Origin of the sequence: Bradyrhizobium elkanii USDA 76, assembly GCF_023278185.1 — a bacterium.
GTDB lineage: Bacteria > Pseudomonadota > Alphaproteobacteria > Rhizobiales > Xanthobacteraceae > Bradyrhizobium > Bradyrhizobium elkanii.
Genome location: NZ_CP066356.1, coordinates 5,599,335 through 5,623,492 on the forward strand (window position 1 = coordinate 5,599,335; position 24,158 = coordinate 5,623,492).

Here is a 24,158-nt window from a genome sequence, read left to right on the forward strand (position 1 = left end):
GTCGCGCGGCTCGCCGTTCCGGGCCGCAAAGTCGCCTCTTGCGCAGAGAAAATCAAGCGTCCGAAACGGGTTAGATGCCACGCGGAAAAGCTGGATCGTGGCCCCTAGATCGTGACCTGCGTGCCGACTTCGACCACCCGCCCGGTCGGGATCTGGAAATAGTCGGTGGCGTCGTTCGAGGAGCGGCTCAGCGCGATGAACAGATGGTCCTGCCAACTCGGCATGCCCGAATGCGCCGCCGGCTTCAGCGCACGGCGGGACAGGAAGAACGAGGTCGACATGATGTCGAACTGCCAGCCGAGCTTGCGGGCGATCGCCAGCGTCTTCGGTACGTTCGGCTGTTCCATGAAGCCGAACTTCAGCGTCACCTTGGAGAAGGTCTCGCTCAGCTGCTCCATCCGCACCCGCTCGGACGGATCGATGCGCGGCGTTGGCGCGGTCTCGATGGTCAGGATGACGTTCTTCTCGTGCAGCACCTTGTAGTGCTTGAGGCTGTGCATCAGCGCGGTCGGCGCGCTGACGGGGTCGCTGGTCAGGAACACCGCGGTGCCGGAGACCCGCTGCGGCGGCCGCTTCTCCAGCATCGCGACGAGATCGGCGAGCGGGAATTCCAGCTTGCGCGACTTCTCGAACAACAGCCGGCTGCCGCGCCGCCAGGTGTACATCACCACGATCATGGCGCCGCCAAGTGCGAGCGGCACCCAGCCGCCCTCGAACACCTTGAGCAGGTTGGCGGCCAGGAAGGTGATGTCCAGGAACAGGAACGGCGCGACCAGCGCGGCGGCCGCGATCGGCGACCAGCGCCACACTTTCCAGATCACGACAAAACCCATCATCGCCGTCACCACCATGGTGCCGGTCACCGAGATGCCGTAGGCCGAGGCCAGCGCGCTCGACGAGCGGAACATCAGCACCAGCACGATGACCGCGATGAACAGGAAGCGGTTGATGCGCGGCATGTAGATCTGCCCGGAATGCGCTTCCGAGGTGTGACGGATCTCGAACCGCGGCAACAGGCCGAGCTGGATCGCCTGCCGCGTCAGCGAATACGCGCCGGTAATGACGGCCTGGCTCGCGATCACGGTCGCCATGGTCGCCAGCGCGACCATCGGGATGAGGGCCCAGTCCGGGAACATCAGGAAGAACGGGTTCTCGATGCCCTTGGGATTGCCGATCAAGAGCGCGCCCTGCCCCAGATAGTTCAGCGCCAGCGACGGCAGCACTATGAACAGCCACGCGGTCTGGATCGGGCGTTTGCCGAAATGGCCGAGGTCGGCATAGAGCGCCTCGGCGCCGGTCACCGCGAGGAAGACCGCACCGAGCGTGATGAAGCCGATCACGCCGTGATGCAGCATGAACGACACCGCGAGGATCGGATTGAACGCGTACAGCACTTCGGGATGCCGCACGATCTGCGGCAGCGCCGCGACCGCGATCAGGGCGAACCACACGCACATCACCGGGCCGAAAAAGGCCGCGACGCGCGCGGTGCCGCGCGACTGCACCGCGAACAGCATGACAAGGATCACCACCGTGAGCGGCACGACATAGGGATCGAATGTCGAGGTGACGAGCTTGATGCCTTCGATTGCCGACAGCACCGAGAGCGCCGGCGTGATGACGGCGTCGCCATAGAACAGCGCGCCGCTGATGATGCCGAGCAGCACGATCGCGGCGCCGCCCTTGGTCGCCGCGCGCTGCGCCAGCGCCATCAGCGCCAGCGTGCCGCCCTCGCCATTGTTGTCGGCGCGCAGCAGGATCACGACGTATTTCAGCGTGACGACGACGATCAGCGCCCAGAGGATCAGCGAGAGCACGCCGAGCACCGCATGCGCCGTCACGGCGCCCTCGCCGCCGGCAGCAGCGACGACGGCCTCGCGCAGCGCGTAGAGCGGGCTGGTGCCGATATCGCCATAGACGACACCGATGCTACCGAGCATCAATGCCTTGAAGGTGGCGGTTGAATGCGCCTCGCCATGGCCGTTTGCCGCGGGCGTTTCCGCCGCGGTGATCGCATTCTCGGATGACATGGGAAGCTGCGCCTCTGTCTTCTGCCGCACTGCACAATGCCGGGTTGCAGGCCTATACTCCCGGCAGGAATGCATAGGTTAGCACGGATTCAGGCCTCCACTATGCGCATCACGCATAGATCGCGGCTTTTCAACGCCGGAATTCGCTGCCAGCTCAAATAGTTACCTGAGTACCCACTTCAACCACCCGCCCGGTCGGGATCTGGAAATAGTCGGTGGCGTCGTTAGCCGACCGGCTCATCGCGATGAACAGGTGGTCCTGCCATTGCGGCATGCCGGACTGGACCGAGGGCTTCAGCGACCGCCGCGACACGAAGAACGAGGTCGACATGATGTCGAACTGCCAGCCGAGTTTGCGCGCGACCGCCAGTGCCTTCGGCACGTTCGGCGATTCCATGTAGCCGAAGCGCAGCCGCACCGCGGTGAACTTGTCGCTCACCTTCTCCATGTTGACGCGCTCGGACAGATCGACGCGCGGCGTCGGGGCGGTCTCGATGGTCAGGATCACATTGTGCTCGTGCAGCACCTTGTTGTGCTTGAGATTGTGCAGCAGCGCGGTCGGCACGAAGCTCGGATCGCTGGTCAGGAACACCGCGGTGCCCTTGACGATATGCGGCGGCCGCTTCTCCAGACTGTGGATCAGGTCGCGCAGCGGCACCTCGATGCGTCGGGTCTTGGCGACCAGGATCGCGGCGCCGCGGCGCCAGGTCCAGATCATCGTCGCCATCACGACGCCGAACAGCAGCGGCACCCAGGCGCCCTCGAACAGCTTCAACAGATTGGCGCTGAAGAAGGTCATGTCGACGATCACGAACGGCAGGATCAACGCGGCGGCCGATGCCACGCGCCAGTTCCACAGCTTCCAGATCACGATGAAGCCCATGATGCCGTCGGCGACCATGGTGGTGGAGACGGCGATGCCGTAGGCCGACGCCAGCCCGCTCGAGGTGCGGAACAGCAGCACCAGCAGCAGCACGCCGATCAGCAGCAGCCGGTTGACGCGCGGCAAGTAGATCTGGCCGGCATGGGTCTCCGAGGTGTAGCGGACCTCGAAGCGCGGCAAGAGCCCGAGCTGCACCGCCTGGCTGATCAGCGAATAGGCGCCGGTGATGACCGCCTGGCTCGCGATCACCGTCGCGGCGGTGGCGAGCCCGACCAGCGGCAGCAGCAGCACGTCGGGCACCATGCGGTAGAACGAGTTCTCGATCGCGCTGGGATCGGACAGCACCAGCGCGCCCTGCCCGAAATAGTTCAGCAGCAGCGAGGGCAGCACGAAGAACAGCCAGCCGGACTGGATCGGCTTGCGGCCGAAATGCCCGAGATCGGCATACAGCGCCTCGCCGCCGGTCACCGCGAGGAACACCGCGCCCAGCGTCACCAGGCCGATGGTGCCGTGGGTCAGCATGAACTGGAGCGCGTAATAAGGATTGATCGCCGCCAGCACCGACGGGTCGTCCATGATGTGGACGAGCCCCATCACCGCCAGCGAGGCGAACCACACCACCATCACCGGACCGAAGGCGGAAGCGACGCGCGCGGTGCCGGAGCTCTGCACCGAGAACAGCACGACCAGGATCAGGATCGTCAGCGGCACCACATAGTGCTCGAGATGCGGGGTGGCGAGCTTGAGGCCTTCGACCGCCGACAGCACCGAGATCGCCGGCGTGATCATGGAATCGCCGATGAACATCGAGGCGCCGACCACGCCGAGCGCGAGCAGCGGCCAGCTGCGTCGTCCGATCGCGCGCTGGCCGAGCGCCATCAGCGAGAGCGTGCCGCCCTCGCCATTGTTGTCGGCGCGCAGCAGCAGCAGCACGTATTTCGCGGTGACGACGGTGAACAGCGCCCACAGGATCAGGCTGAGCACGCCCAGCACCATGATGCGGGTGACCGGCTGGCCGTGCGCGGCGCCGCCGACCGCTTCGCGGAATGCATAGAGCGGCGAAGTTCCGATGTCGCCGAACACCACCCCGATGCTGCCGAGTGTCAGGGCCCAGAAGCTGGAGGTGGGTTGCCCTTCCTGAGCTTCGGTAGATGAGACGCTGACAGCCATGGCGAGGTTGGAACGCCCGATCGGTTGATTTGATCCGCGCGGCTATCGACGCTTCCGCTTCGCGTGTCAACCGCGCAACAGGTGGTAGTTGACGGTAGCATGGTAACCCGGAGCTACGGCTTCAGATCCGGCGGCAGTGGCGGATTTTCCCGCATCAACGTGATGGTCACGCGACGGTTGGCCGGCAGCGTCGAATCGTCGGGAAACAGCGGCTGGCCGTCGGCCTTGCCGGAAACCGCGAAAATATGCGACGGCGGCAGCCCTTCCCGCTCCAGGATCTGCCGCACCGCGTTGGCGCGGTCCGCGGACAGGTCGAAGCCGTCATAATCGCTGCGCGCCGGCACGAAGCCTGCGGCCGTATGCCCCACGATCGCGACCCGCAGCGGCGTCGCCTTCAACGGCGCGGCCAGCTTCTGGATCAGCCGGCGGGTGCGGTCATACGGCTCCCTGGAACCGTCGGCGAACATCGAGCGGCCGTCTTGGTCGACGATCTCGAGGTTGAGCCCCTCCTTGGTCTCCTCGAACATGATGTTCTTGGAGATCTCGGTCAGCTCCGGCATGTCCTGCAGCGCCTGGCGGAGCGAGGCCGAGGCGAGCGCGAATTCGCGGTCGATCTTCAGCCGCGCGCCGTTGATCTGGCTGCGCTCCTTCTCGTCCGGCGTCGGATTGGCCGAAGAGTCCTCCGGCGAGATGTGTTCGACGTTCTTCAGCTTCGGCCGGGTCGGCAGGCCGTCGGATTCGACGATGCCGGAATAGCGCACATTGGTCTGCACGCCGAAAGCATCGCGCATCGAGCCGGCGACGATCTTCAGCTTGTTGTTGTCCATGGTGGAGAACGCGACGAGCATCACGAAGAAGCTCATCATCAGGCCCATCAGGTCGGCGAAGGTCACGAACCAGCCGTGACCTCCGGTATGGGCGTCGCCGCGCTTTTTCTTGGCCATCGCTGCGTTTCCCGAAAGCGCGGTCCGGTCAGGCCGGAACCGGCTCGCCTTCCTCCTGGCGATGCTTCTCCGGCAGATAGGCCAGCAACATCTCGCGCACCAGCGCGGGGCTCTTGGAGTCGCGGATCATCAGGATGCCGTCGATGATCAGCGTGCGGTTGGTCTCCTCGTCGAGCAGCTTGCCATGCAGCTTGTCGGCGATCGGCAGGCAGAACAAATTGGCGACCAGCGCGCCGTACAGCGTCGCAAGCAGGGCGGTCGCCATGAACGGGCCGAGCTTGGAGGGGTCGGTCATGTTGGCGAACATCTGCACCATGCCGATCAGCGTGCCGATCATGCCGAATGCCGGCGCGCAGTCGCCGATCGCGCGATAGATCTTGCTGCCCTCGTCGAGGTGCATCAGGAAGTTGTCGCGGTCGCGTTCCATGTTGTCGCGGATGAATTCGAGGTCGTAACCGTCGGCGACGTAACGGATGCCCTTGGCGAGGAACGGCTCGTCGGTCTCGACTTTTTCCAGGCCGACCGGCCCCTGCTTGCGGGCGATCTCGGCGATGCGGGCAAGTTCGTCGACGAGGTCGCGCGCCGACAGCCGGCTCATCGTGAAGGCATATTTGGCGCCGAGCGGCAGGCCATGCAGCATCACGCCGAGCGGAAAGCGGATCATCGTCGCCGAAATCGAACCGCCGAAGATGATGATCATGGCATGTTCGGAGATGAACATGTGCAGGTCGCCGCCCATGAACATCATCACCGCGATGACAATGATGCCAGCCAACAACCCGGCGCCAGTCATGATATCCATAGGAGACTCCAACGCGTACGCAACCTGCCCGTCCTGGACGGCGCGCAGCCCAAGGCGGGCCGCGTGGAAAACCCTAACGTTAACGCCATTAAGGACGCGTTACCGAATTTGGTAGGGATAACAACGGGTAAACGACGTTCTTTTCGCGATGTCGTTGAAGATGCTGGCTTTCCGCAAGCGAGCCTGCCGTTGCATGCGCAAAACCCCTCCCCGTAGAACAACGGACATGGGATAGGTTTGCCGGAAGCGTTTTCGCACAAGCTGGCTACCGGCCCGCGTGAAGAAAACGCGTCAACACAAGAATCCGGGGCCCCGTTCCGATTCAATCGGAACGGAAAAGCCCCTTGAGGAAACCAACCAATGAGCAGGACAGGATGAAGGCGGTTGTCGTCGAGCAATACGCACCCATCGATCAGATCGGGCTGAGGGAGATCGCCACCCCCGAACCCGGCCCCGGACAGATCCGCGTCCAGGTCCACGCCGCGAGCATCGGCTTCGTCGATGGCCTGAAGGTCGAGGGCCGCTATCAGACCAAGGATGCCCTGCCCTTCACGCCGGGCGCGGAATTCGCCGGCGTGGTCGATGCGGTCGCAGGCGACGTCGCCGGCATCGCGCCGGGCATGCGGGTGATGGGCGCGACGCGCTCGGGCGCGCTGGCCGAGCACATCGTGGTGCCGCCCGATGCCGTCGAGATCATGCCCGACGGACTCTCGATGGAGGCCGCCGCGGCCTTTCGCACCAATTACCTCACCGCGCTCTATGCGCTCGGCGAGCGCGGCTCGCTCAAGGCCGGCGAGCAGTTGCTGGTGCTCGGCGCCGCCGGCGGCACCGGCATCGCCGCCATTCAAGTCGGCAAGCTGCTCGGCGCGCGCGTCGTCGCCGCGGCCTCGACGGAGGAGAAGCGTAGCTTCGCCGCAAGCTTCGGTGCCGACGCGGTCGTCGACTACACGAAGCCCGATTGGCGCGAGGCGCTGAAGGACGCGACCGGCGGCCATGGCCCTGACGTCATCTTCGATCCGGTCGGCGGCGAGGTCTCGCTGCAGGCGTTCCGCTCGATCGCCTGGAACGGCCGCCATGTCGTGGTCGGCTTCGCGGCCGGCAGCATTCCCGCATTGCCGTTCAATCTGCCGCTCCTGAAAGGCGGCCTCCTGATCGGCGTCGATGCCGCCCAGATCGCGCGGCGCGAGCCCGAGGCGCAGGCGCGCGTGATGACGCAATTATCGGTATGGCTGAACGATGGTCGACTGACGCCTGTTGTCGGCAAGGTGTTCGCATTCGACGATTTTCGCGCGGCCTTCACCACGATGCAGACCCGCGCGGCGCTCGGCAAGATGGTGGTGCGGATCGGGTCGTGAGAGAGGCAGCACTATCGCCTCATCCTCGCTGTCGTCCCTGCGAAAGCAGGAACCCATACGCCGCGGCGGATGTTGTGAACAGAGCTAGTCATTCCAGCGAAGCACACCAATCAGCACTTGTGGCTATGGGTCCCTGCTTTCGCAGGGACGACACTGAATGTCGCAAGCCAAGCCTGCCTAGAGGTCGGAGAGATACGCGACCGTCGCCAAGGTCCGCGAAAACTATCACAGGTTATTGTTGCGCGGTTCTGTGCCGCCTTAGCGTTGCGGCGTACGGCATTCGGGGACGAAAAATGCAGGACATGCTGACGCATCTCGAAAAGCTTCGCCGCGACGCGGCGGAGTGTGCGTTGATCCGCGACCTGGCGACTGACATGCGCAAGCGCGAGTTGTTCAGCAAGCTCGCCGAACATCTCACGGCCCTCGCCGCCGAGGTGGAGGAAACCATCAACGCAGCACGCAAGGGGGACCAAGTCATCTAGCGAGGCCTACGTCGTGCGTTCGAAAGTATCGACACTTGTCGTGACGGCTCGCCACCAGTTCACGGGCTTCAGGGCCGCCGCTTCGCCCTCGCGGGCCGCGACCAGCGCCTTGTCCGACATGGCAAATTGCCGGATGGAACCAACGTCGCAACGGCGCATTGTCATTTCACCCATCGGTTGACAAGTAGTATGCCGCCAGTATCGGTAGACGTGCCGATCCTTTAGCATCGCTGGTTCGCCGAGGAGTCTATTCGCCGCAATGTGTTGTATTTCAGGATTCTTTGTCTTGGCACTTTTTGCACATCGAGCATCGAGCAGGACGTCGCGATCGCGCGGGCGGATTACCACCAAAGAGGCGCGATGAAGACCGACAAGGCCATCTGGTACGTCTCGTTCGCCATGCGAAATCCTGACGCCGGACATCACCGTTTCGCGCGCCAGACCCGTACCTTCACGACCGAGCAGGATGCCAAGGCGTTTGCGCGCACGCTGCTCGTTCAGACGCAGGACATCAGCGCCGGAACGATCAATCCGCACATACCGAGACGCGTGATCGCGCCGGCCGCGATCACGGCCTGGGCCGGCGACAGCTGAGGCTTCGCCGCCGTTGCCTCCTACAGGAAGCGCGAGGGGGCAAACGGGGCGAGCGGAATCTCCGGCGCCTTGCCGCTCAGGAGTTGCGCGACCAGCCGGCCGGTGCGGGCCGATCCGACCAGGCCGACATGGCCGTGGCCGAAGGCGTAAACCACATCGCGCGTCGCACGGGCATAACCGATGCAAGGGCGCCCGTCGGGCATGCTCGGCCGATGGCCGAACCAGGTGTTGATCCGCGATGGCGGAATATCCCTCGGCAGCTTCGGGAACATGCTGAAGAGATGCTCGCGCAGGATCTCGGCGCGCTTCCAGTTCGGCGCGGCGTCAAGCCCCGCGATCTCCACCGTACCGGCGGCGCGCAGGCCCTTGTCGGTCCAGTTGACGACCATCTTGGCATCGGAGGCCATCATCGAATTGCGCGGGCCGGATTCCGGATTCTCGATCATGACGTGATAGCCGCGCTCGGTCTCCAGCGGCAGCGGATCGCCGATCGAGGCGGTCAGTTGCCTGGAGCGCGCGCCCGCGGCGACGACAGCCGCGTCGCAGGCGATCTCGCCGCTCTCGGTGACCACGGCGACCAGCCTGTTGCCGGCAAGCCTGAGGCCCGTGGCCTTGGCGGCGACGCGCTCGGCGCCGTTTGCGATGGCGTGGGCGGCGAGCGCCGCGACATAGGCGCCGGGATCGCGGCAGCGTCCCGCCTCCTCCACCACGACGCCGAATTTGTAGCGCGGATGCAGATCGGGCTCGCGCTGGCGCATCTCATCTTCATCGAGCTCCAGCCATTCGATGCCGACACGCTTGCGGATGCGCCAGCCGAGATCGCGGTCGAACGGCACGCGCGAGGGAAACACATGCATCACCCCGCGCCGCTCGATCAATTCGCCCACGCCGGCTTCCTCGGCGAGCTGCCGGTGCAGCAGCGGCGCATCCTTCAACAGATCGCGCATCGCCCGCGCGGTGGCCTCGACCTGCGCCTCGGTCCGGCTCGACAGCAGATACTTGACGAGCCAGGGCAAGGCCTTCGGCAAATACGACCAGCGGATCGCCAGCGGACCGAGCGGATCCATCAGATAGCCCGGCACCTTCTTCCAGGTGCCCGGCTCGGCCGGCGGGATCACCGAATGCGACGACAGCCAACCGGCATTGCCGTAGCTCGCCGCCTGGGTGCCGCCGGGCTCGCCCGGATCGATCAAGGTGACGCTGTGGCCGTCACGCAGCGCCTCGATGGCGCTGATCACGCCGACCGCGCCGGCCCCGATGATCGCGACATGACGGGACTCTTGTTTGGGCATGATCTCCTCGGAAAACCGCTCCGCACTTTTCCGGATCATGCCCTAGCGCGCGGCCTGCGGCACAAAGTCCTTGCCGACCGACAGCGCGCGCTGATCGACCAGGCAGTGCAGGATCGCGGGCTTGCCGGAGGCCAGCGCGCGCTCGAACGCCGGCGCGAAGTCTTCGGTGCGCTCGACACGCTCGCCATGGCCGCCGAACGCCTTGGCATAAAGCGCGAAGTCCGGGTTCTTGAGCTGGGTGCCAACGACGCGGCCGGGATAGTCGCGCTCCTGATGCATGCGGATGGTGCCGTATTGCGCGTTGTCGATGACGACGACGATCAGCGGCGCGTCGTACTGCACGGCGGTGGCGAACTCCTGCCCATTCATCAGGAAGCAGCCGTCGCCGGCGAACGCCACGACGACGCGGTCCGGATGATGCCGCTTGGCCATCACGGCCGCCGGCACGCCGTAGCCCATCGAGCCCGAGGTCGGCGCGAGCTGGGCGGCGAACGCGTGGAAGCGATGGTGGCGGTGAATCCAGCCGGCGTAGTTGCCGGCGCCGTTGCAGACGATGGCATCCTTCGGCAGCCGATCGCGCAGCCAGGTCACGACCTCGCCATACTGGAAGCTGCCCGGCAGCTCGCGCGGCTTGTCGGTCCAGGCGAGGTAATCCGCGTGTGCCTTGGCCGCCTCGCCCTTCCAGGCGGGCGCAGCCGCGGGCTTCATGGTCTCGACCGCGGCGGCAAAGGCCGCAGGCGTCGCCTGGATCGCCAGCGCCGGCTGGTAGACACGGCCGAGCTCCTCGGCGCCGGGATGGACATGGATCAGCTTCTGGCTCGGCACCGGAATGTCGAGCAGCGTGTAGGACGACGACGGCATCTCCGACATGCGGCCGCCGATCAGGAGAATGACATCGGCGCCGGTGATGCGATCCCTGAGCTTCGGACTCGGGCCGATGCCGAGATCGCCGGCATAATGCGAGTGGTCGGCGTCGAACAGCGAGGCGCGGCGGAACGAGGTTGTAACCGGCAGGTCGAAGCGCTCGGCGAAGCGCGCGATGCCCTTGGCGGCCTCCGCGGTCCAGGCCGAGCCGCCGAGCACCACGATCGGCGCCTTGGCGCCGGCGAGCATGCTGCCGAGGCGCTCGAGATCGGCCGGCGCCGGCCAGGTCGCCGCAGGCTCGACCTTCGGCGCGTCGGCGACCGCGGCGGTTTCAGTCAGCATGTTCTCCGGCAGCGAGATCACCACCGGACCGGGCCGGCCCTGCAGCGCGACGCGGAAGGCGCGCGCGACCAGTTCCGGAATGCGATCCGGACGATCGATCTCGACCGCCCATTTCGCCATCGTGCCGAACACCGCCTTGTAGTCGAGTTCCTGGAACGCCTCGCGCTCGCGCATGCCGGTGTCGACCTGGCCGACGAACAGGATCATCGGGGTGGAGTCCTGCATCGCGATGTGGACGCCATGGGCGGCATTAGTCGAGCCCGGACCGCGGGTGACGAAGCAGATGCCCGGACGTCCCGTCAGCTTGCCGTAGGCCTCCGCCATCATCGCGGCACCGCCCTCGGCGCGGCAGATCACGACGTCGATCGGGCTGTCGTGCAAGGCGTCGAGCGCGGCCAGATAGCTCTCGCCCGGCACACAGGTGACGCGTTCCACCCCTTGCGCGACCAGCTGGTCGATCAGGATCTGGCCTCCGGTGCGGGCATTGCTTTTGGTCATGAGGGCTCCCTGCAAGTACTGGCGCGCGCTTGGGCTTCGCGCGGATCGTGGACCTACGGGGTATGATAGACGGAAATGGGGTGCAAGGCCGAAGCTACGTCTCGCGGTCGCAGCGGCGCCAAGCCATGCGGTAGGCAATGGGCAACGCTGTTTCATCATCGATTTCCGCAGAGCGGAGGATCGCCGGCAGGATTGAAGCCGCCGGCCGGCCAGCAGCGCAGCTCGCCGTCGTTCGGCTCCAGGGCGATCTCGTCGCGCTCGCGGGACCGACGTCACGACGCCGGTCCGCGGCCTCGATCGGGCTTCGCGCGACGGTCTCTACCTGAGCGTGCTTCTTTCATTGGCACTCCTATCGACGATGCGGCGACCTCGCGATCATCGCGAGGTCGCCGATCGCCGCAACAGAGCGCAGGCGGAACAATGCTCGCACGCCACATCGCCAAGACCGACAGCGCGCGGCCGCCGAGACGATTGCAGTCAGGAGCGCTCCGCTGCGCGCGATGGCGTGGCACAATCTGCATAAGCCAACGCGTCATGTGCACGATAACAATCATTAGGAGCGCACGCGTCTGCTTCCGTAAGACTACGGTGCAGCGATCGGTCGCTTCGCACCTTGCAGCGCAGGATCGCGCGGATTACGCAGCAAATCGCGGTGTTGCGCAGCGATTTCGACTGCACTCATCGCTGCATCGCGTCTTGCGCGTCTTGCGCGATCGCACGCGGCGCATTGCACGCCCTTCTTGATGGAATTCGAATCGCCTACCGTTCCACGCAGTCAGAAATTGTAAATTGTGTAGCGCACCTGCGTGGAGCCGGCGATGGAAGGCATTCCGCTGCCGATCAGGTGCACCGTTTCAATTCACCAAGATCATTATCAAGGCTGGAGGACAATGCATGTTGGGGATGAAGAGCGTCGCAAGCGTGATCGGCTCGGACAGTTCGTACCGGCTGTTCGACGACATGCCGATCAGTGTCATGCTCTGCGAGCTGGACAATTTCAAAATCACCTACATCAACGAGTCGACGCGGGAGAACTTGAAGAAGATCGAGCACGTGCTGCCGGTGAAGGTCGACGCGCTGATCGGGCAATCGATCGATATCTTTCACAAGAACCCGCAGCATCAGCGCCGGCTGCTGTCCGACCCGAAGAACCTGCCGCACAGGGCGCGCATCACCATCGGCGGCGAGACGCTCGATCTCACCGTGACGGCCATGACCAATTCGCGCGGCCGCTACACCGGCCCGATGCTGACCTGGGAGCTCGCGACCGAGAAGGCGCGGCTTGAAACCCAGACCGAACGGCTGTTGCAGATGCTCGACAGCATGCCGATCAACATCATGATGTGCGATACCGATTTCAACATCACCTACATCAACCAGACCAGCCTCAAGACGCTCGACACCGTGAAGCACCTGCTTCCGGTGGCGCCGGACAAGATCCTCGGCAACTCGTTCGACATCTTCCACAAGAACCCGTCGCACCAGCGCCGCATCGTCGGCGATCCCAAGAACCTGCCGCATGCGGCCAAGATCAAGCTCGGGCCGGAAACGCTCGACCTGCGGGTCTCCGGGCTGACCGACAAGCGTGGCAACTACACCGGCGCGATGCTGAGCTGGTCGGTCGTGACAGGCAATGTGAAGCTGGCCGACGATTTCGAGAAGGATGTGAAGGGGCTTGCAGGGATGCTGGCGTCGGCCTCGACGCAAATGCAGGGCACGGCCCGATCGCTGACGACGACCGCCGAATTCGTCAATCAGCGCTCGGCGAGCGCGGCGTCCGCGTCCGAGGAGCTGTCGTCCTCGGTCAACGAGATCAGCCGCCAGGTGACCGAGGCGAGCCGCATCGCCCGCATGGCGGTCGAAGAAGCCGAGAAGTCCGACAAGCTGGTCGCGGGTCTCGTGACCATGGCGCAGAAGATCGGCGACGTCGTCGCGCTGATCAGCCAGATCGCCGGCCAGACCAACCTGCTTGCGCTCAACGCAACCATCGAGTCCGCGCGGGCCGGCGAGGCCGGACGCGGCTTCGCCGTCGTCGCCTCCGAGGTGAAGGCGCTGGCCAACCAGACCGCCAAGGCCACGGAAGACATTTCGGCGCAGATCAACGAGATGCAGGCCGCGACCGGCAACACCGCCACGGCGCTGAAGGCGATCTCGCAGGTCATCGTCCAGATCAGCGAGATCTCGACCGTGATCGCCAGCGCCGTCGAGGAACAGGCCGCGGCCACCAAGGAGGTCACCGCCAACATCAACGGCACGACCAAGGCGATCGACGACGCCAGCAAGGCCGCCGAGAACGTGCTGGCGGCCTCCGGAGAGCTCGCCAGCAACGCGTCCGAGCTGGAAGTCCAGGTCGACAAGTTCCTCAAGAACGTGCGCGCGATGTAGGCGCCGGATCGCGCGTTTGCCTACAGCGAGCGCGCGATCAGGAGCTTCATGATCTCGTTGGTGCCGCCATAGATCTTCTGGATGCGGGAATCGATGAACATGCGCGAGATCGGATATTCCTGCATGTAGCCGTAGCCGCCATGCAGCTGCAGGCATTCGTCGGCGGTCTCGACCTGCTTCTGCGAGCACCACCATTTCGCCATCGACGCCGTCACGGTATCGAGGTCGCCGGCGACCAGGCGCTCGACGCACCAGTCGACGAACACGCGGGCGATCATCGCCTCGGTCTTGCGCTCGGCGAGCTTGAAGGCGGTGTTCTGGAATTCGAGCAGCGGCTTGCCGAACGCAGTGCGCTCCTTGGTGTATTCGGCGGTGATCCTGACCGCGCGCTCCATCGAGGCGACCGCGCCGACCGCGAGTGACAGCCGCTCCTGCGGCAATTGCTGCATCAACTGCACGAAGCCGTTGCCCTCCTCAGCGCCGAGCAGGTTTTCCGGCGGCACCGTGACGTTATCGAAGAACAGCTCCGACGTGTCTGATGCGTGCAGCCCGATCTTGTCGAGGTTGCGCCCGCGGCGGTAGCCCTCGGCGCCCGCGGTTTCGACGACAATCAGCGAGATGCCCTTGGCGCCCGGCGCCCCGGTCCGCGCCACCACGATGACGAGATCGGCGGCCTGGCCGTTGGTGATGAAAGTCTTCTGGCCGTTGATGACATAGGAATTGCCCTGCTTCTTCGCCGTGGTCTTGACGGCCTGCAGGTCGGAACCGGTGCCGGGCTCGGTCATCGCGATGGCGCCGACCATCTCGCCCGACGCCATCTTCGGCAGCCAGCGCTTCTTCTGCTCCTCCGAGCCATAGTTGACGATGTAATGCGCGACGATCGCGCTGTGCACGGAGACGCCGGTGGTCAGCTCCGGCACCGTGCTCTCGAGGTCATCGAGCACGGCGGCGTCATAGGCGAAGCTGGCCCCTAAGCCGCCATACGCCTCGGGCACGCTCGGCAGCAACGCGCCCATTTCGCCGAGCGCGCGCCAGGCCGAGCGGTCGACCAGCTTCTGCTCGCGCCATTTTTCGGCGTGCGGCGCCAGATCCTTGGCGAGGAATTTGCGGAACTGGTCGCGGAAGGTGTCCAGCTCCTCGGTCATCCAGGACGATCGGTAGTGCATTCTGCCCTCGTATTAAATCAGCAGACCGCCGCCGGCGACGATCACCTGACCACTGATGTAGTTCGATTCCGGAGCGCAGAACAGATAGACCGCATCGGCCGCCTCCTCCGGCGTGCCGCCGCGGCCGAGCGGGATCATGCGGCCCATCGCCTCCAGCATCTGCGGCTGGACGCCGACCTTGATGTCGCGGCCGGCGACGTCGATGGTTTTCTGCTGGCTCTCGATCGGCTGGGTCAGGCGGGTGTTGATCAGGCCGAACGCGACGCAATTGACGTTGACCTTGTAGCGGCCCCACTCCTTGCACATCGTGCGCGTCAGCCCGATCAGCGAGGCTTTGGCGGAGGAATAGCTTGCCTGCCCGGCATTGCCGTAAAGGCCCGCGATCGAGGAGATGTTGACGACCTTGCGGAACACCTCGCGGCCCGCCTCGGCCTCCCTCTTCGCCATCACCCGGATCGGCTCCGACGCCGCGCGCATGATGCGGAACGGCGCGACCAGATGGACGTCGAGCATCGCCTGGAACTGCTCGTCGGTCATCTTCTGGATCGTCGAGTCCCAGGTGTAGCCGGCATTGTTGACGATGATGTCGAGACCGCCGAACTGCTCGATCGCGCTGCCGACGAAGCGATCGGCAAACCCGGCCTCGGTCACGCTGCCATTGACCGCGATCGCCTCGCCGCCCATGGCCTTGATCTCGGCAACGACCGCATCGCCCGGCTCGGCATCGAGATCGTTGACCACGACGCGCGCGCCCTCGCTGGCGAGCTTCAGCGCAATCGCCCGCCCGATGCCCCGACCCGATCCGGAGACGAGCGCGACCTTCCCTTTCAGCTTCGACATAATCTCTCCTACAGCGCGATAACCGCTTCGCCAGCGAGCTTGACCTCGCCGTTCTGATCCTTCGTCGTCAGCGCAAGTTTTGCGCGCTTTTCGCCGCCCTGCTCGATCAGCTCCGTCACCGTGCCTTCGCAGGTCAGCTTCGCGCCGAGCTGGGTGATCGCAGCAAAGCGGGTCGAGAACGAGCGGATACGCGACGGCGCCACCGCGTCGGTCAGCGCCTGGCCGAGATAACCCATCACCAGCATGCCGTGCGCGAACACGTCGGGGAAGCCGGCCGCCTTCGCGAAATCGATATCGACATGGATCGGGTTGTGATCGCCGGAAGCGCCGCAATACAGCGCGAGGCGATGGCGGGTGATCGGCGGAAACTCCTTGCGGACGATGCGGTCGCCGACCGCGGGAGAGCTGGTCATGACGGCCTCGCATTGCGCACCACGACGGTGCGCGAGACATCGGCGACATGGACGCCGTTCTGGTTGGTGACCGGGGTGTCGACCACGATCAGCGTCATCGTCCCGCCCTTCTTGTCGGTCACGCCAGTGACGCGCGGGTGGAAGGTCAAAGTGTCGCCGACCACGACGGGAGCGTGATAGTCGAAGCGCTGCTCGCCGTGCAGCACGCGCGCCAGATCGATGTCGAGCGCCGTGAGGAACTCGAACGGGTCAGGTGCATCCATCATCTCGAGGCAGAACAGATAGGTCGGCGGCACCGGTGCCGCCGCGAAGCCGGCCGCCCGCGCGGCCGCCTCGTCGCGATAGACGGCATTCGTCTCGCCGAGCGTATCGAGGAAGAAGCGCAGGCGCCCCGGCTCCACGCGCGCGGTCACCGGCGTAAATGTACGCCCGACAGCGGATTGATCGACCATGGGCGGCCTCAGGCGCGTTCGTAGAGCGTCACGACGCAGGCGCCGCCGAGGCCGAGATTGTGCTGCAAGCCGATCCGCGCGCCCTCCACCTGCGTCGCCGCAGCGGTGCCGCGCAGCTGCCGCGTTAGCTCAAAGCACTGCGCAAGCCCGGTGGCGCCGAGCGGATGGCCCTTCGACAGCAGACCGCCGGACGGGTTGGTGACGATCCTGCCGCCATAGGAGTTGTCGCCGTCGTCGATGAATCTCGCAGCCTCGCCCTCGCCGCACAAGCCGAGCCCCTCATAGGTGATCAGCTCGTTGTGCGCGAAGCAGTCGTGCAGCTCGACGACGTCGAGATCATCAGGCCCGATGCCGGCGGCCTCATAGACCTTTTTGGCGGCATCGCGCGCCATGTCGTAGCCGACCACCTGCATCATGTCTGAGGCACCGAAGGTCGACGGCGTATCCGTGGTCATCGCCTGCGCCGCGATGCGGACCTGCTTGTTGAGGCCGTGCTGGTCGGCGAATTTCTCCGAGACCAGGATCGCGGCAGCGCCGCCGCAGGTCGGCGGACACGCCATCAGCCGCGTCATCACGCCGGGCCAGATCACCTGGTCGTTCATCACGTCGTCGGCGGTGACCTCTTTCCGGAACAGCGCCAGCGGATTGTTCTTGGCATGACGGCTCGCCTTGGCGCGCACCTTTGCAAAGGCGGAGAGCGGCGTGCCGTATTTCTTCATATGGCTGAGGCCGGCACCGCCGAAATAGCGCAGCGCCAGCGGCACGCCGGGCGCGTCGACCAGCTTGTCGGCCGCGGCGTCGAAATCATCGAACGCGCTCGGGCGGTCGGTGAACACGGCCCCGAGCGCGCCGGGCTTCATCTGCTCGAAGCCGAGCGCCATCACGCAATCGGCCGCGCCTGACTCGATCGCCTGCCGCGCCAGGAACAGCGCGGTCGAGCCGGTCGAACAGTTGTTGTTGACGTTGACGATCGGGATGCCGGTCATGCCGACCGGATAGAGTGCGCGCTGCCCGCAGGTGGAGTCGCCATAGACATAGCCGACATAGGCCTGCTGCACACGGCCGTAATCGAGCCCGGCATCGGCAAGCGCCAGCTTCGCGGCCTCCGCGCCCATCACGTGATACGGCGCATTGGCGCCTGGCTTGACGAACGGGATCATGCCGACCCCGGCAACATAGGTGCGTGACGTCATCGCGTGTCCTCCCGGAAATTACCCTCTGGACTATTTATTACCCATGGGTAATATACGGGCAACCTTCCGGAGTCAATGCGACAACAGCCACGCGATGGACGCCAGCCCTCCCTCCTCCAACACCGAGTCACCCTGGCTGCCGTTCGAGAGCCGGCGCCGCGCCCGCGACGAGAAGCGCGAAGCGGTGCTGCGCACCGCGGTCGCGCTGTTCCTCGAACAGGGCTATCACCGCGCCACGCTGAACGAAGTCGCCAAGCGGCTGAACATCACCAAGCCTGCACTCTACAACTACTTCCGCGGCAAGGACGAGATCCTGTACGAGTGCTGGTCGATCGGCAACGAACTGGTCGACGACTGCATTGCCGAAACATCGGCCGGCGGCGGCTCAGGGCTCGATAAGCTGCGCAAGCTCACCGTCCGCTATGCCGAGCTGATGACCGCGGACTACGGCAAGAGCCTGGTCCGCTTCGACATCCGTGATCTCAGCGAGGACAACCGCAAGATCGTGCAGACCGCCAAGCGGCGGATCGACCGCGCCTTCCGCGACTATATCGCACAGGGCGTCGCGGACGGTTCGGTGAAACCCTGCGACCCGAAGCTCGCGGCTTTCGCCATTGCCGGCTCGCTGAACTGGATCGGCCACTGGTTCCAGCCGGGCGGCGAACTGAGCGGACGCGCCGTCGCCGAGGAATTCGCGATCCGCCTCACCGAAGGCATCGCCAAAATGGCAACGCAAATGACATCATCGCGCAAGACAACGGCGCACAAAGCAGCCGTTCCGGCTACAGAGAAGGCGGACAAACCGCCTCGCAAGGGAAACGCATCAAGGGAGGAGACGAGTGAACATCACGCACGGACTGCGGCGCGCGCTGCAGGTCAATCCAAACGGGCTCGCAATCGTCTGCGGTGAGCGGCGGCGCAACTGGCGCGAGGTCGGCGACCGCGTCGCCCGCCTTGCCGCCGCGATCCGCGCCCTCGGCGCGCTGGACGGCGACCGCGTCGCGATCCTGTCGCTCAACTCCGACCGCTATCTCGAGCTCTACCTCGCCGTCGGCTGGGCCGGCGCCGTGATCGTGCCGCTCAACATCCGCTGGTCTCCGCTGGAGAACGAGGACGCGCTGCGCGACTGCCGCGCAACGATCCTGTTCGTCGACAAGGCGTTTGCGCCGGTCGGCGCGGCGCTGGCAGGCGCCATCCCCGGCCTGAAGCTGGTCTATGCCGACGAGGGCGAGACGCCGGCCGGCATGGAGAATTACGAGACGCTGATCGCGCGCAGCGCACCGATGGCCGATGCCATGCGCAGCCGTGACGATCTCGCCGGCATCTTCTACACCGGCGGCACCACCGGCCGCTCCAAGGGCGTGATGCTGAGCCATGGCAATCTGATGGCCAATGCGCTCAACGCGCTCGGCGAAGGCCTGTGGCCGAGCAGCACGATCTATCTGCACGCGGCGCCGATGTTCCACCTCGCCAATGGCGCGGCGATGTATTCGGTGCTGCTGTCCGGCGGCTCCAACGTCGTGATCCAGGGCTTTACGCCTGACGGCGTCGCGGCCGCCGTGCAGAAGGAGCGCATCACCGACGTGCTGCTGGTGCCGACCATGATCCAGATGTTCGTCGATCACCCGACGCTCGGCAATTACGATCTGTCGTCCTTGAAGCGGATCTCCTACGGCGCCTCCGTGATCAGCGACGCCGTGTTGATGCGGGCCATGAAGGCGCTGCCGCATGTCGAGTTCACGCAAGCCTACGGCATGACCGAGTTGTCGCCGATCGCGACCCTGCTGCACTGGAAGGAGCATATCGGCGACGGCCGCGCCAAGGGACGGCATCGCGGCGCCGGCCGCGCCACGCTCGGCGCGGAGGTCAAGATCGTCGACGCGGAGGACAAGGTGGTGCCGACGGGCACCGTCGGCGAGATCGCGGTGCGCGGCGACATGGTGATGATGGGCTATTGGGAACGTCCGGAAGAGACCGCGCGCGCCGTGATCGACGGCTGGATGCACACCGGCGACGGCGGCTACATGGACGAGGACGGCTTCGTCTACGTCGTCGACCGCGTCAAGGACATGATTATTTCCGGCGGCGAGAACGTCTATTCGGCCGAGGTCGAGAACGCCCTCGCCCAGCATGCAGCGGTGGCGCAATGCGCCGTGATCGGCATTCCGAGCGAACGCTGGGGCGAGCAGGTTCACGCCGTCGTGGTGATGAAGGGCGGTGCCAGCGCCACGCCGGAAGAGTTGATGGAGCACTGCAAGGCGCTGATCGCCGGCTACAAATGCCCGCGCAGCGTCGACATCACAGCGACCCCGCTGCCGCTCTCCGGCGCCGGCAAGATTTTGAAGCGCGAGTTGCGCAAGCCGTATTGGGAGAACCGCGAACGGCGCGTGAGCTGAGGGCAGCTCTCGACGTCACCCCCGTCATTCCGAACCCGGAATCGAGAGATCCGGATCTGGCGCTCACGCGCCATCCCGGAATGACGACATCTCATGACGCCATTCAAGCCCGAGCGTTGACATCGGGACACACCACCGATTGGATCGGCAATAGGTTCAATCCAGCGAGTTCCGATGTCCGCACCCGATACCAATGCCGACGGCAAGCCCCGCCGCCTGATGCACCGCCGCTCCGTCGAATGTCTCGGCTATCTCCGTGACGACGGATTGTGGGAAGTCGAGGCGCGGCTGGTCGACACCAAACCCTATGCCCGACAGGACAAGCATCGCGGGCTGCAGCAGCCCGACGATCCCGTGCACGACATCCGCCTGCGGCTTGCGGTCGACGACAGTTTTACGATCCGCGAGACCGGCACCACGATGGCCTCGACGCCCTACCCGTCCTGCCTCGACGTCGAGGGCATCCTGCAGCGCCTGGTCGGCGAACGCATCGGCAAGGGTTGGCGCGAACTGGTCCGTCGCAAGATCGGCAAGCTCGAGACCTGCACGCATCTCGCCGAGCTCCTGGGACCGGCGGTGACGACGCTGTTCCAGACCGCAACCTCCGGCAAGGACCCGCAGGGCCGCGGCGCGCTCGATCATCAGCGCGATGTCATCGAGCCACCGTTCTTCGTCGGCGGCTGCTATTCATGGCGGCTGGATGGACCGGTCGTGGCCGAGACTTTTCCGCAGTTCGCGAAGAAGCCGGTCGAGGCGAAGCCGGGTTCGTGAGCCGCTAGCGCTCGCGCCAGGCGCGCATCAGCTGATCGGAGAACGGCTTGAAGAGGTAAGACATCACTGTGCGCTGCCCGGTCTGAATAAAGGCTTCGACCGGCATGCCCGCGATTAGCTTCACATTGCCGAGGCGGGCCATCTCCGCCTCCGTCACCGCAATGCGGGTGACATAGAAGCTGGCTCCACTCTTTTGGTCGTTCGTGACATCGGCGGACACGTGGTTCACTTCACCGTTGAGCTGGGGCGTTGTCCGTTGGTTGAAGGCGGTGAAGCGCAGCAGCACCGGCTGGCCGATGGACACGCGATCGATCTCTTGTGGGGCGATGCGCACCTCGACGACGAGCAAGTCGTGGGCGGGGACGATCAGCATGATCAGCTCGCCGGCGGTGACGACGCCGCCTATCGTGTGTAGCGCGAGCTGCTGCACGGTGCCGTCCTGCGGCGCGCGGATATCGATGCGCTTGAGCTGATCCTCGGCGGCCACCCGCTTCTCGGCCAGTTCCGAGGTCTTCGCGCGAATCTCGGCAAGCTCCTTTCCCACCTCGGTGCGGAGATCCTGATCGATCTGCATGATTTGCAGCGCGGTCTCGGTGATCCGGCCCCTGGCTTCGGCGATAGACGCGACCAGAGCGCCGCGTTCGCCGTGCAGGCGCACTGCATCGCGCTCAAGTGTGGTCACGCGCGTGATCTGGACCAGGTTCTTGCGCCACAGCTCGCGCACGCCAACGAGTTCCTGGTCGACAAACGTCGTCTCGCCGTCTTTCGCCTCGATCTGCTCTTCCAAGCCGCGGATCTGCTCTCGCAGCTGCCCGATGCGCTCGTTGAGCTGTGCCTTCTTGCCTGCTCGGGCGGTCCCGCGCAGCTCGAACAGCTTGTGCTCGCCGAGGAGCACGCGCGCCACGTCCGTGTCCGAGATACGCGCGATAAGGTCCGCCGGAAAGTCAACGCGCTTTTGGTCGTCGCGCTCCGCCTCGAGCCGGGCCTGGCGCGCCGCCAGCTCATCGAGGCTCTTGAGAATGACCAGAAGGTTGGCCCGCGTCACCGTCTCGTCGAGGCGCAGCAGCACGTCTCCGGCCTTCACCCTGGAGCCCTCGCGGACATTGAGTTCACCCACCACGCCGCCGGTCGGGTGCTGCACCTTCTTGCTGTAGCTGTCGACCACCAGCGTGCCTGCGCCGATGACGGCGCCCGCGAGTTCCGTCGTGGCAGCCCAGCCGCCGACGGCGCCGGCGAGGAGGATGACCCCCGCCAGCCCCGCGCCGAGGTGCCGGCGGATCGAGAGCGGCACGACGTTGACCGGCTCGCGGTTCATGGGCTTGCTCCCTCGCTCACGACCTTGAGCGGTACCGGCGCCGGCCGCGGCTGCATCATCTTGGCCAGCAGCGCGTCCTTCGGCCCGAGCGTCTGCACACGCCCCTGCGACATCACCATCAACTGGTCGACGCCGGCGAGCGCGCTGGTTCGGTGTGCGACGACGATGACAATGCCGCCGCGTGCGCGCACGCCCATGATGGCTTGCGTCAGGGCCTGGTCGCCCTCCATGTCCAGGTTGGAGTTGGGCTCATCGAGGACCACCAGGAAAGGATCGCGGTAGAGAGCGCGGGCGAGCGCGATGCGTTGACGCTGCCCGGCCGAGAGCGCAGCTCCGGCCTCGCCGATCTGCGTGTCGTAACCATCAGGCAGTTGCAGGATTGTCTCATGCACACCGGCCGCTGTCGCGGCGGCGATGGTCGCCGGCACGTCGGGTTCGGGATCAAATCGGGCGATGTTCTGGGCCACAGTGCCGGCGAACAGCTCGACGTCCTGCGGCAGATAGCCGAGATGCGGCCCGAGTGTCTCCGAGTTCCACTGTTCGAGCGCGGCGCCGTCGAGCCGCACCTTGCCGCCTGCCGGCGTCCACACGCCGACGATGGCGCGCACCAGCGATGACTTACCCGACGCACTCGGGCCGACGATACCGAGCCCTTGTCCGGGCTGTAGCGTGAAGGAAGCCTCGAGCACCACCACGCGCTGATCGCCCGGCGGCGCCACGGAGACGGTCTCGACGGCGAGGCCCTTGCACGGCGGCGGCAGCGGAGTCTTCTCCGACTCGTCCGGGAGCTGCGCCCAGTACTGCTGTAGACGTTTCCAGCTCTGCCGGGCGGCGACCAGGCTTTTCCAGTGCGCGATGGCGAGCTCGACCGGGGCGAGCGCGCGCGACGTGAGGATGGCGCCGGCAATGATGATCCCGCCACTCGCCTCCTGTCGAATGACCAGGTAGCCACCAACGCCGAGCACCGCCGATTGCAAGGCCATGCGCAGCACTTTGGAGGCGGAGCCGAAACCGCCGGCGATGTCGGCGGCGCGCCTCTGGCTGGCCATGTAACCATCGTTCGCCGCCGTCCAGCGCGCGGAGAGCCGCCCGCGCATGCCCATGGCCTGCAACACCTCGGCATTGCGGCGGCTGGCCTCGGCCAGGGCATTGCGCTGTGCTACCCGCCCGGTGATGTCCCTGGTGTGCGCACGCGTCAGCCGGTCGGTGACTAGCGTCAGCAAAACGAGCAGCAGCGCGCCGATCAGCGCGGTGAGCCCCAGCAGCGGGTGGAACAGGTAACAGATTGTGAGATAGAACGGGATCCACGGCAGGTCGAACAACGCGGTCGGCCCGAGCCCCGAGAGATAGCTGCGCACCTGATCGAGGTCGCGCATCGGCTGCAGCCCGTCGCCGCTGATGCGCGCCCGCAGCGGCCAGCGGGCGACGATGTCATAAGCGCGCTCCGAGAATGCGCGATCGAGCCAGTCGCCGATGCGGATCAGGATGCGCCCGCGCAAGATGTCAAGGAATGCATGGAAGAGGTAGAGGCCGCAGGCCAGGACGACGAGGCCGACGAGCGTCGGCACGCTGTGGCTCGGCACCACGCGGTCATAGACTTCCAGCATAAAGAACGAACTGGTGAGATATAGCACGTTCAGCATGGCCGTGATCAGGCCGATGCCGATCAGCACGCCGCGGCAGGCGCGGAGCAGCGAAGGAAGATCGTGTGCGGGCGATGAACCTTCGTGATCGCTGGCAGAGGCAAGGCGCGCGTGCGCCCGCCGCCGTCGCGCCAAGCGGAGAATGATGATTGCCGCCACGATAGGCAGGGCCGCGCGGAGCATGAAGTCGCGCGGCCCGTCGAGAGCCGGGCCGAACCAGGCTTGCGCGTTGGCGGCGACTTGAGACCAACACTCCGAGAGAATGTCCAACACGTATCGATTCCTAGAGGCTTTCGAACTCGAGAGGCTTTGGCTCGGCGGCGCGGAG

At 65.5% G+C, this 24,158-nt stretch carries 21 protein-coding genes; 7 read left to right on the forward strand and 14 right to left on the reverse strand.

Annotated features, from left to right (window positions below; genetic code table 11):
- Positions 1-104 precede the first annotated feature (104 nt).
- The 4 genes from JEY66_RS27290 to JEY66_RS27305 all read right to left on the reverse strand — a co-directional run bounded on the left by JEY66_RS27290 (position 105) and on the right by JEY66_RS27305 (position 5,829).
- Positions 105-2,030, reverse strand: coding sequence for a potassium transporter Kup (locus tag JEY66_RS27290; protein ID WP_018271099.1), 1,926 nt, complete (start codon positions 2,028-2,030; stop codon positions 105-107).
- A gap of 154 nt (positions 2,031-2,184) precedes the next feature.
- The gene (locus JEY66_RS27295) at positions 2,185-4,083 is read right to left on the reverse strand and encodes a potassium transporter Kup (RefSeq protein WP_026192635.1); all 1,899 of its coding nucleotides are present in this window, start codon (positions 4,081-4,083) and stop codon (positions 2,185-2,187) included.
- A 113-nt stretch (positions 4,084-4,196) separates the two neighbouring features.
- A complete protein-coding gene (locus JEY66_RS27300; protein WP_018271097.1) occupies positions 4,197-5,027 on the reverse strand; it encodes an OmpA/MotB family protein in 831 nt (276 codons plus the stop codon).
- A 28-nt stretch (positions 5,028-5,055) separates the two neighbouring features.
- Positions 5,056-5,829: a motility protein A gene (locus tag JEY66_RS27305; RefSeq protein WP_018271096.1), complete on the reverse strand. Its 774-nt coding sequence runs from the start codon at positions 5,827-5,829 to the stop codon at positions 5,056-5,058.
- Between the two features lie 374 nt (positions 5,830-6,203).
- On the opposite strand from JEY66_RS27305, the gene JEY66_RS27310 reads away from it, so the two are divergent.
- Positions 6,204-7,184, forward strand: coding sequence for an NADPH:quinone oxidoreductase family protein (locus JEY66_RS27310; RefSeq protein ID WP_018271095.1), 981 nt, complete (start codon positions 6,204-6,206; stop codon positions 7,182-7,184).
- 293 nt (positions 7,185-7,477) lie between these two features.
- Entirely contained in the window at positions 7,478-7,666 is a 189-nt protein-coding gene (locus tag JEY66_RS27315) for a hypothetical protein (protein ID WP_018271094.1), read from the forward strand.
- A 6-nt stretch (positions 7,667-7,672) separates the two neighbouring features.
- Here the strand turns inward: JEY66_RS27315 and JEY66_RS27320 are convergent, their stop codons facing one another.
- Complete coding sequence (locus JEY66_RS27320; protein ID WP_157183449.1) at positions 7,673-7,831, reverse strand: hypothetical protein; 159 nt, start codon at positions 7,829-7,831, stop codon at positions 7,673-7,675.
- Between the two features lie 195 nt (positions 7,832-8,026).
- On the opposite strand from JEY66_RS27320, the gene JEY66_RS27325 reads away from it, so the two are divergent.
- Entirely contained in the window at positions 8,027-8,260 is a 234-nt protein-coding gene (locus JEY66_RS27325) for a hypothetical protein (protein WP_016848412.1), read from the forward strand.
- Positions 8,261-8,280: 20 nt separating this feature from the next.
- Here the strand turns inward: JEY66_RS27325 and JEY66_RS27330 are convergent, their stop codons facing one another.
- Together JEY66_RS27330 and JEY66_RS27335 are read right to left on the reverse strand one after the other, a co-directional pair.
- On the reverse strand, positions 8,281-9,552 hold the full coding sequence (locus JEY66_RS27330; protein WP_026192634.1) for an NAD(P)/FAD-dependent oxidoreductase: 1,272 nt from the start codon (positions 9,550-9,552) through the stop codon (positions 8,281-8,283).
- A gap of 42 nt (positions 9,553-9,594) precedes the next feature.
- Positions 9,595-11,256: a thiamine pyrophosphate-binding protein gene (locus JEY66_RS27335; protein ID WP_016848410.1), complete on the reverse strand. Its 1,662-nt coding sequence runs from the start codon at positions 11,254-11,256 to the stop codon at positions 9,595-9,597.
- 894 nt (positions 11,257-12,150) lie between these two features.
- Here JEY66_RS27335 and JEY66_RS27340 point away from each other — a divergent pair.
- The gene (locus tag JEY66_RS27340; protein WP_038379838.1) at positions 12,151-13,641 is read left to right on the forward strand and encodes a methyl-accepting chemotaxis protein; all 1,491 of its coding nucleotides are present in this window, start codon (positions 12,151-12,153) and stop codon (positions 13,639-13,641) included.
- Positions 13,642-13,661: 20 nt separating this feature from the next.
- On the opposite strand, the gene JEY66_RS27345 is transcribed toward JEY66_RS27340, so the two are convergent.
- Genes JEY66_RS27345 through JEY66_RS27365 form a run of 5 tightly spaced genes read right to left on the reverse strand, consistent with a single transcriptional unit; the run spans position 13,662 to position 17,705 of the window.
- The gene (locus JEY66_RS27345; RefSeq protein WP_026192633.1) at positions 13,662-14,807 is read right to left on the reverse strand and encodes an acyl-CoA dehydrogenase family protein; all 1,146 of its coding nucleotides are present in this window, start codon (positions 14,805-14,807) and stop codon (positions 13,662-13,664) included.
- Between the two features lie 12 nt (positions 14,808-14,819).
- Positions 14,820-15,647 (reverse strand): SDR family NAD(P)-dependent oxidoreductase, encoded by an 828-nt coding sequence (locus JEY66_RS27350; protein WP_016848406.1) that lies wholly within the window; start codon positions 15,645-15,647, stop codon positions 14,820-14,822.
- A gap of 8 nt (positions 15,648-15,655) precedes the next feature.
- Positions 15,656-16,060, reverse strand: coding sequence for a MaoC family dehydratase (locus tag JEY66_RS27355; protein WP_016848405.1), 405 nt, complete (start codon positions 16,058-16,060; stop codon positions 15,656-15,658).
- The gene (locus JEY66_RS27360) at positions 16,057-16,512 is read right to left on the reverse strand and encodes a MaoC family dehydratase N-terminal domain-containing protein (protein WP_018271089.1); all 456 of its coding nucleotides are present in this window, start codon (positions 16,510-16,512) and stop codon (positions 16,057-16,059) included. The genes JEY66_RS27355 and JEY66_RS27360 overlap by 4 nt, the downstream gene beginning before the upstream one ends.
- Positions 16,513-16,520: 8 nt before the next feature.
- On the reverse strand, positions 16,521-17,705 hold the full coding sequence (locus JEY66_RS27365) for a lipid-transfer protein (protein ID WP_016848399.1): 1,185 nt from the start codon (positions 17,703-17,705) through the stop codon (positions 16,521-16,523).
- 94 nt (positions 17,706-17,799) lie between these two features.
- Between JEY66_RS27365 and JEY66_RS27370 the strand changes: the two genes are divergently transcribed.
- The 3 genes from JEY66_RS27370 to JEY66_RS27380 all read left to right on the forward strand — a co-directional run bounded on the left by JEY66_RS27370 (position 17,800) and on the right by JEY66_RS27380 (position 20,872).
- Positions 17,800-18,615: a TetR/AcrR family transcriptional regulator gene (locus JEY66_RS27370; protein WP_018271088.1), complete on the forward strand. Its 816-nt coding sequence runs from the start codon at positions 17,800-17,802 to the stop codon at positions 18,613-18,615.
- Positions 18,545-20,101 (forward strand): acyl-CoA synthetase, encoded by a 1,557-nt coding sequence (locus JEY66_RS27375; protein WP_018271087.1) that lies wholly within the window; start codon positions 18,545-18,547, stop codon positions 20,099-20,101. The genes JEY66_RS27370 and JEY66_RS27375 overlap by 71 nt, the downstream gene beginning before the upstream one ends.
- A 174-nt stretch (positions 20,102-20,275) precedes the next feature.
- The gene (locus JEY66_RS27380; RefSeq protein ID WP_018271086.1) at positions 20,276-20,872 is read left to right on the forward strand and encodes a DUF2889 domain-containing protein; all 597 of its coding nucleotides are present in this window, start codon (positions 20,276-20,278) and stop codon (positions 20,870-20,872) included.
- A gap of 4 nt (positions 20,873-20,876) precedes the next feature.
- On the opposite strand, the gene JEY66_RS27385 is transcribed toward JEY66_RS27380, so the two are convergent.
- Positions 20,877-22,187: an HlyD family type I secretion periplasmic adaptor subunit gene (locus JEY66_RS27385; RefSeq protein WP_016846308.1), complete on the reverse strand. Its 1,311-nt coding sequence runs from the start codon at positions 22,185-22,187 to the stop codon at positions 20,877-20,879.
- A complete protein-coding gene (locus tag JEY66_RS27390) occupies positions 22,184-24,100 on the reverse strand; it encodes a type I secretion system permease/ATPase (RefSeq protein ID WP_018271085.1) in 1,917 nt (638 codons plus the stop codon). The genes JEY66_RS27385 and JEY66_RS27390 overlap by 4 nt, the downstream gene beginning before the upstream one ends.
- Between the last annotated feature and the right edge of the window lie 58 nt (positions 24,101-24,158).

Excerpts from the sequence above, each read along its gene's own strand:
- JEY66_RS27290 (WP_018271099.1), bottom strand. The coding sequence starts at position 2,030 with ATGTCATCCGAGAATGCGATCACCGCGGCGGAAACGCCCGCGGCAAAC.
- JEY66_RS27295 (WP_026192635.1), bottom strand. The coding sequence starts at position 4,083 with ATGGCTGTCAGCGTCTCATCTACCGAAGCTCAGGAAGGGCAACCCACC.
- JEY66_RS27300 (WP_018271097.1), bottom strand. The coding sequence starts at position 5,027 with ATGGCCAAGAAAAAGCGCGGCGACGCCCATACCGGAGGTCACGGCTGG.
- JEY66_RS27305 (WP_018271096.1), bottom strand. The coding sequence starts at position 5,829 with ATGGATATCATGACTGGCGCCGGGTTGTTGGCTGGCATCATTGTCATC.
- JEY66_RS27310 (WP_018271095.1), top strand. The coding sequence starts at position 6,204 with ATGAAGGCGGTTGTCGTCGAGCAATACGCACCCATCGATCAGATCGGG.
- JEY66_RS27315 (WP_018271094.1), top strand. The coding sequence starts at position 7,478 with ATGCAGGACATGCTGACGCATCTCGAAAAGCTTCGCCGCGACGCGGCG.
- JEY66_RS27320 (WP_157183449.1), bottom strand. The coding sequence starts at position 7,831 with ATGACAATGCGCCGTTGCGACGTTGGTTCCATCCGGCAATTTGCCATG.
- JEY66_RS27325 (WP_016848412.1), top strand. The coding sequence starts at position 8,027 with ATGAAGACCGACAAGGCCATCTGGTACGTCTCGTTCGCCATGCGAAAT.
- JEY66_RS27330 (WP_026192634.1), bottom strand. The coding sequence starts at position 9,552 with ATGCCCAAACAAGAGTCCCGTCATGTCGCGATCATCGGGGCCGGCGCG.
- JEY66_RS27335 (WP_016848410.1), bottom strand. The coding sequence starts at position 11,256 with ATGACCAAAAGCAATGCCCGCACCGGAGGCCAGATCCTGATCGACCAG.
- JEY66_RS27340 (WP_038379838.1), top strand. The coding sequence starts at position 12,151 with ATGTTGGGGATGAAGAGCGTCGCAAGCGTGATCGGCTCGGACAGTTCG.
- JEY66_RS27345 (WP_026192633.1), bottom strand. The coding sequence starts at position 14,807 with ATGCACTACCGATCGTCCTGGATGACCGAGGAGCTGGACACCTTCCGC.
- JEY66_RS27350 (WP_016848406.1), bottom strand. The coding sequence starts at position 15,647 with ATGTCGAAGCTGAAAGGGAAGGTCGCGCTCGTCTCCGGATCGGGTCGG.
- JEY66_RS27355 (WP_016848405.1), bottom strand. The coding sequence starts at position 16,060 with ATGACCAGCTCTCCCGCGGTCGGCGACCGCATCGTCCGCAAGGAGTTT.
- JEY66_RS27360 (WP_018271089.1), bottom strand. The coding sequence starts at position 16,512 with ATGGTCGATCAATCCGCTGTCGGGCGTACATTTACGCCGGTGACCGCG.
- JEY66_RS27365 (WP_016848399.1), bottom strand. The coding sequence starts at position 17,705 with ATGACGTCACGCACCTATGTTGCCGGGGTCGGCATGATCCCGTTCGTC.
- JEY66_RS27370 (WP_018271088.1), top strand. The coding sequence starts at position 17,800 with ATGGACGCCAGCCCTCCCTCCTCCAACACCGAGTCACCCTGGCTGCCG.
- JEY66_RS27380 (WP_018271086.1), top strand. The coding sequence starts at position 20,276 with ATGTCCGCACCCGATACCAATGCCGACGGCAAGCCCCGCCGCCTGATG.
- JEY66_RS27385 (WP_016846308.1), bottom strand. The coding sequence starts at position 22,187 with ATGAACCGCGAGCCGGTCAACGTCGTGCCGCTCTCGATCCGCCGGCAC.